The 12,815-nt window shown below is 64.3% G+C and carries 11 protein-coding genes; 10 read left to right on the forward strand and 1 reads right to left on the reverse strand.

Annotated features, from left to right (window positions below):
* Positions 1-106: 106 nt before the first annotated feature.
* The 4 genes from DY468_RS07575 to DY468_RS07590 all read left to right on the forward strand — a co-directional run bounded on the left by DY468_RS07575 (position 107) and on the right by DY468_RS07590 (position 4,506).
* Positions 107-1,330: a BtaA family protein gene (locus DY468_RS07575; protein WP_164603875.1), complete on the forward strand. Its 1,224-nt coding sequence runs from the start codon at positions 107-109 to the stop codon at positions 1,328-1,330.
* A 478-nt stretch (positions 1,331-1,808) separates the two neighbouring features.
* Positions 1,809-3,215, forward strand: coding sequence for a TadE/TadG family type IV pilus assembly protein (locus DY468_RS07580; RefSeq protein WP_164603877.1), 1,407 nt, complete (start codon positions 1,809-1,811; stop codon positions 3,213-3,215).
* A 10-nt stretch (positions 3,216-3,225) separates the two neighbouring features.
* Positions 3,226-3,804, forward strand: a complete 579-nt coding sequence (locus tag DY468_RS07585; protein ID WP_164603879.1) for a TadE/TadG family type IV pilus assembly protein — start codon at positions 3,226-3,228, stop codon at positions 3,802-3,804.
* Between the two features lie 12 nt (positions 3,805-3,816).
* Complete coding sequence (locus DY468_RS07590; protein WP_164603881.1) at positions 3,817-4,506, forward strand: TadE/TadG family type IV pilus assembly protein; 690 nt, start codon at positions 3,817-3,819, stop codon at positions 4,504-4,506.
* A 138-nt stretch (positions 4,507-4,644) separates the two neighbouring features.
* Here DY468_RS07590 and DY468_RS07595 read toward each other — a convergent pair whose 3' ends face one another.
* Positions 4,645-5,298, reverse strand: coding sequence for an HD domain-containing protein (locus DY468_RS07595; protein ID WP_164603883.1), 654 nt, complete (start codon positions 5,296-5,298; stop codon positions 4,645-4,647).
* A gap of 424 nt (positions 5,299-5,722) precedes the next feature.
* Between DY468_RS07595 and DY468_RS07600 the strand changes: the two genes are divergently transcribed.
* From DY468_RS07600 to DY468_RS07625, 6 genes are all read left to right on the forward strand, one after another.
* Positions 5,723-6,616 carry a LysR family transcriptional regulator gene (locus tag DY468_RS07600; protein ID WP_164603885.1) on the forward strand — a complete coding sequence of 298 codons (894 nt, stop codon included), beginning with the start codon at positions 5,723-5,725 and terminating at the stop codon, positions 6,614-6,616.
* 264 nt (positions 6,617-6,880) lie between these two features.
* Positions 6,881-7,351 carry a formate dehydrogenase subunit gamma gene (locus tag DY468_RS07605; protein ID WP_164603887.1) on the forward strand — a complete coding sequence of 157 codons (471 nt, stop codon included), beginning with the start codon at positions 6,881-6,883 and terminating at the stop codon, positions 7,349-7,351.
* The gene (locus DY468_RS07610) at positions 7,348-8,904 is read left to right on the forward strand and encodes a formate dehydrogenase beta subunit (RefSeq protein WP_164603889.1); all 1,557 of its coding nucleotides are present in this window, start codon (positions 7,348-7,350) and stop codon (positions 8,902-8,904) included. The genes DY468_RS07605 and DY468_RS07610 overlap by 4 nt, the downstream gene beginning before the upstream one ends.
* A 12-nt stretch (positions 8,905-8,916) precedes the next feature.
* Positions 8,917-11,763: a formate dehydrogenase subunit alpha gene (gene fdhF / locus DY468_RS07615; protein ID WP_164603891.1), complete on the forward strand. Its 2,847-nt coding sequence runs from the start codon at positions 8,917-8,919 to the stop codon at positions 11,761-11,763.
* A gap of 2 nt (positions 11,764-11,765) precedes the next feature.
* A complete protein-coding gene (gene fdhD / locus DY468_RS07620; RefSeq protein ID WP_164603893.1) occupies positions 11,766-12,593 on the forward strand; it encodes a formate dehydrogenase accessory sulfurtransferase FdhD in 828 nt (275 codons plus the stop codon).
* A complete protein-coding gene (locus DY468_RS07625; protein ID WP_164603895.1) occupies positions 12,583-12,798 on the forward strand; it encodes a formate dehydrogenase subunit delta in 216 nt (71 codons plus the stop codon). The genes fdhD and DY468_RS07625 overlap by 11 nt, the downstream gene beginning before the upstream one ends.
* The last annotated feature ends 17 nt before the right edge of the window (positions 12,799-12,815 follow it).

Consider the following 12,815-nt stretch of genomic DNA (forward strand, 5'->3'; position numbering starts at 1 on the left):
GGCGACAGGGTGATGACAAAGGCGGTGCTGCTGATCAGGTCCGGCGCTGTCGCAAAACTGCAGCGTTGCCCGGCTAATTTGGATCGATTGCCGAGTCGAGGATTTGATGAACACGCAGCAACTGATCGCGGACGCCGTCCGCAACAGCAAGGATCGCAGCGAGTCGACGCTGTGGGACGCTTTGTTTTCGATCTGGTTTCGCCGCCTGGTCTATACCCAGATCTGGGAAGATCCCGAGGCAGACCTCGCGGCTCTGCAGTTGCCGATCGGCTCGACCATCGTGACGATCTCGTCGGGCGGCTGTAACGCGCTGTCCTACCTCACCGCCAAGCCGGCGCAGGTTTTCGCGGTCGATCTCAACGAGGCGCATCTGGCGCTGCTCAAGCTGAAGCTCGCCGGCCTGCGGGCGCTGCCGGACTACGCTTCGTTCTGGCGGTTCTTCGGCGAGGGGGCTGCGGCCGATAACGCCGATCTGTATCGCCGGCGGCTGCGCCCGGCGCTCGATCTCGATGCCCGCAGCTTCTGGGACGAGCGCGACTTCCGCGGCCGGCCGCGCTACCGCTACTTCACCAACGGGTTCTATCGCCACGGTGCGCTCGGCCATTTCATCGGCTTTGCGCATCTGCTTGCGCGTATCGCCAAGATCGATCTCGACGTGCTGCTGAAGGGCGCGCCGGATTCGCCGGAGCGGCAGGCGGCGCTGCAGCGCGTCGACCGGCTGTTCCATTCGCGGTTCGCCCGCATGCTCACCCGCACCCCGGCGCTGTTGTTCAGCCTCGGCATTCCGCCGCAGCAGCGCGAGCTGCTCGGCGGCGACCAGCCGCTCAACGAGGTGCTGCATCAGCGCCTGCTCCGGCTGATCGATGTCTATCCGAACGAGACTAATTATTTCGCCTGGCAGGCGCTGAGCCGGAGCTATCCGGGGCCGGGCGACCGCTGCCTGCCGCTGTATCTGCAGGAGAGCCGTTATCAGCAGATGCGCGCCGGCGCCGGGCTGGTGATCCCGGTGCACGAGAACCTGCGGGTCTTCCTGGAGAGCCTGCCGGCTCGTCAGATCGACGCCGTGGTGCTGCTCGATTCGCAGGACTGGATGGCGCCGGACGAAATTCGCGCGCTGTGGGACGCGATCGACCGCGCCGGCAAGGAGCAGGTGCGGGTGATCTTCCGCACCGCCGGGGCCGAATCCCCGCTTGAGACCGAACCGCTAGCCCCGCTGCAACAGACTTGGCAGCGCGACGCCGAACGCAGCGCCATCGGTTTCGACCGCGATCGTTCCGGGATCTACGGCGGCTTCCACTGCTATATGCGGCGGCCTGGGGCGGGGGCTTAAGGGCTGGTCAGGCGCGGTCGCCACCTGGACGTCGCCTCCGGACATGGCGGCAGCCCCTTCGGCTATGGGGCGTGTCCTGCGCTACCCAGGATATCATTGTTGCTTTTCCATGGGGTCTGCTTCGCCATGAGCGAGGCGGGGTGCCTCGTCGCAACGAGCTTGTAGCCCAATTCGCGAACGGCATGCCGGCGATGCGGCCTCGATCGATCAACGGTCCTTTTCGGGCGTCATGGCGCCAATCGTTAATCGAAGAGGCTTCCGAGCATAGGATATTCATCGTTTTTTAATGATCCGCAGAAATCCAATTCGGCAGGTTGTCAAGTTGGTGAGTTCACGCGGTCGGCTTAAGCATTGCTTAGTGGCGTCCCTCCCAGATTTCGCCGCTGCCAATACAGCAGCAGGTGGTCGCCTCTCTTCTCCTCACCGTGTCTTCCGTCGGTAGGCGATAGGTTGGATTTACGCGATTGGGTTGAAGGTCATGCGTGACGCCCTGTTGTATCGCTTCGCCACAGATCGCAAGGCGAATGTCGCGGTCATCACCGCGATCACGATGATCCCCATCATCTTCCTGCTCGGCATGACGCTCGACTTTACCCAAGCGTTGCGCAAGAAGCAGCAACTCGACGCTGCCGCCGATGCTGCCGCCATCGCGGCCGTCCGACCGGGCATGTTGATGCAAACCGACGCCGTGGCTCAAAATGCGGCCTATGCGATTTTCATGTCGACAGCCAACAGGCTTGCGCCCGGCTTGACCACAGTGCCGACGCCGACGATTACCATCACAGATGTCGGCCTGCAGCGTACCGCCAAGGTTTCATACAGCGCCGCGTCCTTGAACAACTTTCCCAAGATTCTCCTGAACAGCGTGTCGTGGCCGATCAGTGGCTCATCGACGGCGCAGGCGGCGAGTGCGCCCAACATGAATTTCTACCTGTTGATGGATGATTCTCCGTCGATGGGGATTGGCGCGACTTCGGCCGACATCAGCAATCTCATCGCCTACACGTCCTCGAAGTACCAGAAGGCCAGCTCCTCGCAAAACTGCGGCTTCGCCTGTCACGAAACGAACATCGCTCACGATGGTGGAACGAAGGATAATCTCGCCATCGCACGGGCGTACAACGTCACACTGCGGATCGACCTCGTAACCAGTGCGGTCAATCAGTTGCTCAACACCTGGTCGAGCTGCCCGCAGTCGGGCATTTCGGGTGGAGTCATGCAGTGTATGTCGGCCTTGAACAATACCACCTACAAGGCGGCCCTCTATACGTTCGATCTGGCTTTGAACAAGCTCGCGGCGCTGACGACCCCCACGAAAGCGGGAGCCCAGGTTTCCAACATTGCGCTAATGCCCGTTGCCTATCAGAACTGCGTCGTCGCGACGACCAATTGCAAGACCGACAACGGCACAGACATTGCCGGTGCGCTCTCCAGCCTCAACGGCATCATGCCAAATCCGGGCCTCGGCAGTAATGCTTCGGGCGATACGCCGCAGGAGGTTGTTTTCCTCGTCACCGACGGGGTCGAAGACAAGATCACGACGTTCTGCCCCAACGCCAAGTACGCTTCCAACAACCGCTGCCAGCAGCCGCTCGACACGGCGATCTGTACGACGATCAAGAATCGGGGCATCAAGATCGCAATCCTCTACACGGAGTATCTGCAGCTCAAGACGCCGAATGTTCCGGTGACGGACAGTTGGTACATGAGCTGGGTCGATCCTTACAACGAACCGACGTCTTCGACCGGTGCGATCGCGAAGAATCTTCAATCTTGTGCGTCGCCCGGCTTCTTTTCGAACGTTCAAACCGGCGGCAATATTACGCAAGCTCTGACGGATCTGTTCATCAAGGTCGCGTCGAGCACCGCCAGCCTCACGCAATAAGAAAACCACAATGGCACGAGTCGGAAGCGCAGCGATCAAACGGCGTCGAGGCGGCGTTGGTGTCTTTGCCGAGGATTCCACCGGGGTCACGGCGGTGGAATTTGCGCTGATCGCCACGCCGTTCTTCGCCATCATCGTTGCGCTGATTCAGACGTTCCTTCTGTTCTTCGCGCAGTCGGTTCTTGAAAATGCGGTCCGCGCGTCGGCACGACAGATTCTCACAGGGCAGGTTCAGTCGCAGAGCATCAACCTATCCGAGACGGCGGCCGCCGCTGCGTTCAAACAGACCGTCTGTTCGAACGCGAGCGTGCTGTTCGACTGTTCCGGTCTGATGATCGACGTCGAGGTCGCCGATAATTGGTCGTCCGCAAATATCGGCATGCCGACACTGACCTATGGCAGCAGTGGAAGCGTCAGCAATACGTGGCAATTCAATCCCGGTCACGCAGGCGATATCGTCGTCGTTCGCGTGATGTATCTCTGGCCGCTGTTCTTCGGGCCGATCGCCTTCAATCTGGCAAATCAGCCAAACGGCTCGCGCTTGATCATGGCGTCCGCGGCGTTTCAGAACGAGCCTGCCAATCCGTAGAGGTATCAGCCGATGGTCCGCCGATCATGTTGCCCGAGAAGCCTGGTGTCCGCGGTCGATGCCGTTGCCGCAACGGAGTTCGCGATCGTCGTGCCGTTTCTGCTGACATTGCTCATCGGTGGCGTCGAGCTGGCACACGGAATGGCGATCAGCGTCAAAGTCAGCGCGACGGCTCACGCCGTTGCCGACATGGTCACGCAGAACACGTCGCTCAGTACGGCTTCGATGCAGAACATTCTGACCGGCGCGACCGCAACCATCGCGCCGTATTCGGTTAATGACGGCAGCGGAAAGCCGATCCTCTCGGTTACCGTGACCGAAGTCTCCAGCGACGCCAATGGCAACCTGACTCTGCAATGGAGCCGATCGTTCAACGGGACGACCTTCGGGCCGGGCAGAACCAGTTTGGCCGGATTGACAGTGCCTTCGTCGCTCAATGGCACTGTCGGCAATGCAAGCAATCCGAATAACCAGAACGACCAAGTGTCGTTTGTCGTGGGTGAGGTGTCTTACGCTTACACACCCGGCCTGGGGTACGCGGTCACCGGCACGCTGAATCTGACCGATACGGTTTGGATGTTTCCACGGTGCTCGACCGACAGCCCATCAAACTCGACCGGTCCGGCCTATTACGACGTCAAGTACACCAGCTCGACGACAACATGCACCTGTGTCCAGCACTTGCGCTCCAAGAGCTGTTAGCGAAGGCAGTGCAACCACAGCTCGCTTCGCAGCCGTGAAGCTTTGTCGGCGAATGATGCTGGTTGCGAGTATGCCGCCAGTGTTCCGCAGAGCTGGCGATGGAGCCTGCGGACGGCGGCCGGCAACAGATTATAGGTCTCACCCGGCCTCCCCACCAATCTCGTCCAACAGGCCGCGGTAGAAGCTCTGAAGTCTGGCGGTGCGCTGGGCGGCCATGGCGCGCCCCGTTGCGGTGCAAAGACTCTCACCAAGCCGCAACAGCTTGGTCTGGAAATGATCCAACGCGAAAGAAATGTCGTCGAGCGAGCGTCTGGCAGCGGTAGGATCTTCGATATCGTAGATCTGAGCGTTCCGCGTTCCGGCCAGGTAGAAGCAACGCGCTACGCCGATCCATCCGATCGCGTCCAGACGATCGGCGTCTTGGAGTATCTTCGCCTCGAGGCTGATTGGCGTGATTCCGGCCGAATAGCTGTGGGCCTCGATGGCGTGGCATGCGCGTCGTCTGCGATCGTCGGGCCAGCCTTGTGCGGCCAGAACCTGATCGGCCTTGTTTGCCGCGAGGATCGAAGCTTTTTTCCGTTCCGGTGAGGCTTTGTCGATTCGTATGCAATCATGAAGAATCGTTGCGGCGACCAATATCTCGGTGTCCCCGCCCTCGACGGCAACGATCTCCGCGACATTGCGCCAAACACGGAGCAGATGGGCCTCATCATGGGCGCCGTCACGGGCGTCAAATGCAAGGGGGAGGAGCGACTGAGCCAGCATCGGATGCGGGAAATGGTCGTGGAGCATCTGCGATCCAAAACGGGGGAAACGTCACGATGCCTAGCACCTGCGTTGCCGAGTTGTGATGTTGTTCGTTCGGCGACGTGCCGTTGTTGCGGTTGGACGAAGCGGGCGAGGCGGACACGTCTTGGACTTTTCGGAGAAGGCACGTATTGCCGCCTGCAAACAAGTCACTGAGCTTGATCCATCTCAAGCGAGATCCGCGTTGTTGGACTACCTTGCTGATGACGAAGCGTGGCGCGGATGGTTCGTGCTTCCCGCGCCGGCAGCGTCTCTCCCCAGACTAGCCCCGCGCTCCCGATGCGAAACCGGGAGGCGGGGTTATTGTTGTCTGGCTTGCGGCGCAAGGCATGGCTCGCCGGCCGCCTTGCCGAATGCGTTCTGATCGGGCAAGACTCTTGAAATTCACCAGAATTTCCAAGAGGCCGGTTTGATCGACAAGCTCGAGCTGCTACTCGCGCTCGCCAAGGAGCGGCATTTCGGCCGAGCCGCCGAGGCCTGCGGCGTGACCCAACCGACGATGTCGACCGGCATCAAGCAGCTCGAAGAGATCATGGGCGTGATGCTGGTGCAGCGCGGTTCGCGGTTTCTCGGCTTCACGCCGGAGGGCGAGCGGGCGCTGGAGTGGGCGCGCCGAATCGTCGGCGACAGCCGCGCGATGCGCCAGGACATCGGCGCGATGAAGGGCGAGCTGTCCGGGGAACTCCGGCTCGCCGCGATCCCGACCGTGCTCGGTATGGTGGCGCAGCTCACCACGCCGTTCCGCGCTAGGCATCCCAATGTCCGCTTCAGCATCCTGTCCTGCACGTCTTCGGAAGTGCTGGGCCTGCTCGAAAATCTCGAAGTCGACGCCGGGCTGACCTACACTGAGAACGAGCCACTCGGCAAAGTCCGCAGCGTGCCGCTGTATCAGGAAAGCTATCGGCTGATCACCTCGCCGGACGGGATGTTCGGCGATCGCGACCAGGTGACCTGGCGCGAGGTCGGCCAGGTGCCGCTGTGCCTGCTGACGCCCAACATGCAGAACCACCGGATCATCGACCGCGCGCTACGCGCCGCCGGCACCACGGCGCAGCCGACGCTGACTTCGAATTCGATCATCGTGCTCTACACACACGTCAAGACCGGGCGCTGGGCCAGTGTGATGCCGGCCAAGCTCGCCGAAACCCTCGGGCTCGGCGACGAAGTCCGCACCATTCCGATCGTCGAACCCAAGGTCGCCTACAGCATCGGCCTCGTGGTGCCGCCGCGCGAGCCCTACACGCCGCTGGTCGCCGCCCTGATGCAGGTGGCCCGCGAGGTCGCCCCGACGCTGCAGAGCTGATCGCGGGCGGTTTGGTGCTGACGGAACTGGTGTGGCGCGTAGGCCCTCGCCACGCGTCATTCCGGCGCTCACGAAGTGAGCGAACCCGGAATCTCCGGGCGCAAACAATCTCGGGATTCCGGGTTCGCCGCTGCGCGGCGCCCGGAATGACGATGTCAATTCCCCTTGTCGTTGCGGATTCCTTATCGCAGCATTGGACTGCTTTATTGATCTTTTGAACAATTCTTATTCTCATCCGGCGATCCACGACGACGAAGAGCGCCGATGCAATACGAACCATGGGAACCCGCCCGCGCGAGCGACATCATCGCCGGGCTGACGCACAAGGAAGGCGCGACGCTGCTGATGCTGCACGCGCTGCAGCAGGCGTTCGGCTATGTGCCGCAGGACGCCGAGCCGATGATCGCGCAGGCGCTGAACCTGTCGCGCGCCGAAGTCCACGGCGTGCTCACCTTCTATCCGGATTTCCGCCGTGAGCCGCCGGGCCGCCATGTGCTGAAGCTGTGCCGCGCCGAGGCCTGCCAGGCTGCCGGCGGCGACGCGCTGGCGGCGCATGTCGAGACCCGGCTGGGCGTCACCTTCGGCGCCACCACGGCGGACGGCGCGGTGACGCTGGAGCCGGCCTATTGCCTCGGCCTGTGCGCCACGGCGCCATCGGCGATGATCAACGAGCGCGTGGTCGGCCGGCTCGACGCCGCCAAGCTGGATGCTCTGCTGACGGAGGCGCAGCAATGAGTTTGCGCGTCTTCATCCCGCGCGATTCCGGCGCGCTCGCGGTCGGCGCCGACGATGTCGCGGCCGCGCTGCTCGAACAGGCGCATGCGCGCGATCTGCCGGTCGATCTGGTTCGTCCCGGCTCGCGCGGGCTGTATTGGCTCGAACCGATGCTGGAGGTGGACACGCCCGAGGGCCGCGTCGCCTATGGGCCGGTGACGCCGGCCGATGTGCCGGCGTTGCTCGATGCGATCGTGGCCGGCGCGCCGCATCCGCTGCGACAGGGGCTCACGGACGAGATTCCGTGGCTGAAGCGGCAGACCCGGCTGACCTTCGCGCGCTGCGGCATCGTCGATCCGCGCTCGATCGATGATTATCGCGCTCATGGCGGCTATCGCGGGCTCGAACGCGCGCTGAAGCTGAGCTCGGACGCGATCATCGACGACGTCGTCAAGTCCGGCCTGCGCGGCCGCGGCGGCGCGGGCTTTCCGACCGGCACCAAATGGCGCACCGTGGCCCAGGCCGGGCGTGGCCAGAAATACATCTGCTGCAACGCCGACGAGGGCGACAGCGGCACCTTCGCCGACCGGATGCTGATGGAGGGCGATCCCTTCATGATCATCGAGGGCATGACGATCGCCGGCATCGCGGTCGGCGCTACCCGCGGCTACATCTACATCCGCTCGGAATATCCGCACGCCGTCGAGGCGATGAACGCCGCGATCGAGGCGGCGCGGCGCACCGGCTATCTCGGCGAGCACATCTGTCATTCGACCGACTCGTTCGACATCGAAGTCCGAGTCGGCGCCGGCGCCTATATCTGCGGCGAAGAAACCTCGATGCTGGAGAGCCTCGAAGGCAAGCGCGGCACGGTGCGGGCCAAGCCGCCGCTGCCGGCCCACAAGGGCCTGTTCGGCCGGCCGACGGTGATCAACAACGTGCTCACCTTCTCGGCGGTGCCCTACATCCTCGATGGCGGCGCCCAGGCCTATGCGGATTGCGGCATGGGCCGCTCGCGCGGCACCAAGCCGATCCAGCTCGGCGGCAACATCAAGCACGGCGGGCTGTTCGAGGTGGCGTTCGGCATCACGCTCGGCGAGCTGATCGACGATATCGGCGGCGGCACGCTGAGCGGCCGACCGGTGCGCGCCGTCCAGGTCGGCGGCCCGCTCGGCGCGTACTTCCCGCGCGCGCTGTTCGATACGCCGTTCGACTACGAAGCGTTCGCCGCGCGGAGCGGCATGGTCGGGCATGGCGGCGTGGTGGTGTTCGACGACACTGTCGACATGGCCAAGCAGGCGCGGTTTGCGCTTGCATTTTGCGCCCACGAATCCTGCGGCAAGTGCACGCCGTGCCGGATCGGTTCGACCCGCGGCGCCGAGACCGTCGACAAGATCATCGCCGGCGACCGGCCCGCGGCGAACATCGCCGTGCTGGAAGACCTCTGCAACACCATGAAGTTCGGCTCGCTGTGCGCGCTGGGCGGCCTGGCGCCGATCCCTGTGCTGAGCGCGCTGACGCACTTCCCCGAAGATTTCGGTCTCGCGCCGCGCCGCCTGCAGGCCGCGGAATAAAGGACGATCGATATGGCTCTGGTCCACGAAACCGATTTCGGCACGCCGCGCTCGCCCTCCGATACGATGGTAACGCTGACCATCGACGGCCGCAGCGTCTGCGTGCCCGAAGGCACCTCGATCATGCGCGCCGCGATGGAGATCGGAACTGCAATCCCGAAACTCTGCGCCACCGACATGGTCGATGCGTTCGGCTCATGTCGGCTGTGCCTTGTCGAGATCGATGGCCGCAGCGGCACGCCAGCGTCGTGCACCACGCCGGTCGCCGACGGTCTCGTCGTCCATACTCAGACCGAGCGGCTGAAGCAGATCCGCAAGGGTGTGATGGAGCTGTACATCTCCGACCACCCGCTCGACTGCCTGACCTGCTCGGCCAATGGCGACTGCGAGCTGCAGGACATGGCCGGCGCGGTCGGCCTGCGCGACGTGCGCTATGGATATTCCGGGGAGAAGCATCCCAATCCTGGACTCGACGAGTCCAATCCGTATTTCACCTACGATGCGTCGAAGTGCATCGTCTGCTCGCGTTGCGTCCGCGCGTGCGAGGAGGTGCAAGGCACCTTCGCGCTGACCATCGCGGGCCGCGGCTTCGACTCCGTCGTGTCGCCCGGCATGCAGGAGAGTTTCCTCGGTTCGGAATGCGTGTCGTGCGGCGCCTGCGTGCAGGCCTGCCCGACCGCGACGCTGAACGAGAAGAGTGTGATCGAGATCGGCACGCCGGAGCGCTCGGTGGTCACCACCTGCGCGTATTGCGGCGTCGGCTGCACCTTCAAGGCCGAGATGCGCGGCGAAGAGCTGGTTCGCATGGTGCCCTACAAGGACGGCAAGGCCAATCGCGGCCACTCTTGCGTCAAGGGCCGGTTCGCCTGGGGCTACGCCAACCACAAGGAGCGCATCCTCAACCCGATGATCCGCTCCAGCATCAGCGAGCCCTGGCGCGAAGTGAGCTGGGACGAAGCCTTCAGCTACGCGGCGTCCGAGCTGAAGCGGATCCAGGCCAAATACGGCCGCGACTCGATCGGCGGCATCACCTCGTCGCGCTGCACCAATGAGGAAACCTTCCTGGTGCAGAAGCTGATCCGCGCCGGCTTCGGCAACAACAATGTCGACACCTGCGCCCGCGTCTGCCACTCGCCGACCGGCTACGGCCTGTCGACCGCGTTCGGCACCTCCGCCGGCACGCAGGATTTCGACTCGGTCGAGCACGCCGACGTGGTGATGATCATCGGCGCCAACCCGACCGATGGCCACCCGGTGTTCGGTTCACGCCTGAAGAAGCGGCTGCGCCAGGGCGCCAAGCTGATCGTGGTCGATCCACGCCGGATCGATCTGGTGCGCTCGGCGCATATCGAGGCCGCGCAGCATCTGCCGCTGAAGCCGGGCACCAACGTCGCGGTGCTGACCGCGCTGGCCCACGTCATCGTGACCGAAGGACTCGCCAACGAGGCGTTCGTGCGCGAGCGCTGCGACTGGTGCGAATACGAGCATTGGGCGGCGTTCGTGTCCGACGAGCGCCACAGCCCGGAGGCGACCGCCGCCTTCACCGGCGTCGATCCGCAGAGCCTGCGCGAAGCCGCACGGCTCTACGCCACCGGCGGCAACGGCGCGATCTATTACGGCCTCGGCGTCACCGAGCACAGCCAGGGCTCGACCACCGTGATGGCGATCGCCAACCTCGCCATGGTCACCGGCAATCTCGGCCGCCCCGGCGTCGGCGTGAATCCGCTGCGTGGCCAGAACAACGTGCAGGGCAGTTGCGACATGGGCTCGTTCCCGCACGAGCTGCCGGGCTATCGCCACATCTCGACGGACTCGGTGCGCGAGAGCTTCGAGGCGCTGTGGAACGTCAAGCTCGACAACGAGCCGGGCTTGCGGATTCCCAACATGCTCGACGCCGCGGTCGAGGGCTCGTTCAAGGCGCTGTATGTGCAGGGCGAGGACATTCTGCAGTCCGACCCCAATACGAAGCATGTCGCCGCCGGCCTCGAAGCGATGGAATGCGTCATCGTCCACGACCTGTTCCTGAACGAGACCGCCAACTACGCCCACATCTTCCTGCCGGGCTCGACCTTCCTGGAGAAGAACGGCACCTTCACCAATGCCGAACGCCGCATCCAGCGCGTCCGCAAGGTGATGTCGCCGAAGAATGGACTGGAGGATTGGGAAGTCACGCTGCGGCTGGCCGAGGCGGTCGGCTACAAGATGAACTACACCCACCCGTCGCAGATCATGGACGAGATCGCGGCGCTGACGCCGACCTTCACCGGAGTCTCCTACGATCGGCTCGAACAGCTCGGCTCGATCCAGTGGCCCTGCAACGCGCGTGCGCCCGAAGGCACGCCGGTGATGCATGTCGATCATTTCGTGCGCGGCAAGGGCAAGTTCGTCATCACCGAGTACGTCGCGACCGACGAGCGCACCGGACCGCGCTTCCCGCTGCTGCTGACCACCGGCCGGATCCTGTCGCAGTATAATGTCGGCGCACAGACCCGGCGCACCGCCAATACGGTGTGGCACGATGAGGACCGGCTCGAGATCCATCCGCACGACGCCGAGCAGCGCGGTGTCCGTGATGGAGATTGGGTGCGGCTCGCCAGCCGGGCCGGCGAGACCACGCTGCGCGCGCTGATCACCGACCGCGTCGCGCCCGGCGTCGTCTATACGACGTTCCATCACCCCGACACCCAGGCCAACGTCGTCACCACCGAGTACTCGGACTGGGCCACCAATTGTCCGGAATACAAGGTGACGGCCGTGCAGGTCGCGCCGTCGAACGGCCCGTCGGAGTGGCAGCGCTCCTACGAGCAGCAGGCCACTGCGGCGCGGCGGATCGCGGCGCCTGCCGAAGCGGCTGAGTAACGATGAAGCCGACGGTCCGCACCGGCAACACCAAGGTCTGGCGCAACGGCCGGATGCAGGATGGCGCTCGCGCCATCCCCGAAGAGACGCCGGTGGCGATCAGCTACAACGGTTCGACTCAGGCGGTGATGATGGCGACGCCGGCCGATCTCGAGGACTTCGCGATCGGCTTCAGCCTGAGCGAAGGCGTGATCGAACAGCCTGCGCAGATCGACAGCCTGGAGGTCGTGCCGCAGGACGACGGCGTCGAGCTGCGGATGTGGCTCGGTGGCGCTATCGCCGACAAGCTGCAGCAGCGCCGCCGTCATATCGCCGGCCCCACCGGCTGCGGGCTTTGCGGCGTCGAGTCGATCGCCGAAGCGATCCGGCCGGTCGCGGTGGTCGGCAATGGACGGTCGTTCTCGCCGCGGCAGATCATCGCCGCGATCGAGGCGATGCCGCCGCAGCAGCCGCTCAACGTCGAGACCCGCGCGGTACACGCTGCGGCTTACTTCACGCCGGAGCGCGGCATCGCCGAATTGCGCGAAGATGTCGGCCGCCACAACGCGCTCGACAAGCTCGCCGGCGCGCTGGCGCGGCAGGGGATCGACGCGAGCGCCGGCATCGTCCTGCTCACCAGCCGCGTGTCCGTCGAGATGGTGCAGAAGACGGCCGCGATCGGAGCGGCCGTGCTGGTCGCAGTCTCTGCGCCCACCGCGCTCGCAGTGCGGATGGCGGAGGCCGCCGGCATTACACTCGCGGCGATTGCTCGGTCGGACGGCTTCGAAGTCTTCACGCATCCGCAGCGCATCGTCGAGATCGATCACAAGGGAGCTGCCGATGTCGCCTGACCGGCTGGTGTACATGGCCAATCAGATCGGCGCGTTCTTCCGCAGCCAGGGGCCGGACAAGGCGGTGCCGGGGATCGCCGAGCACCTGAAGAAATTCTGGGAGCCGCGGATGCGACGGGCGATCATCGCGCATCTCGATGCGGGCGGCGACGGGCTCGCGCCCGAGGTGCGGGCGGCGGTGGAGGCTTTGAAAGTGACGACCTAGCAAAGGCGCACGGGATA

It is taken from the genome of Rhodopseudomonas sp. BR0M22 (assembly GCF_010907035.1).
In the GTDB taxonomy this organism is placed as follows: Bacteria; Pseudomonadota; Alphaproteobacteria; order Rhizobiales; family Xanthobacteraceae; genus Rhodopseudomonas.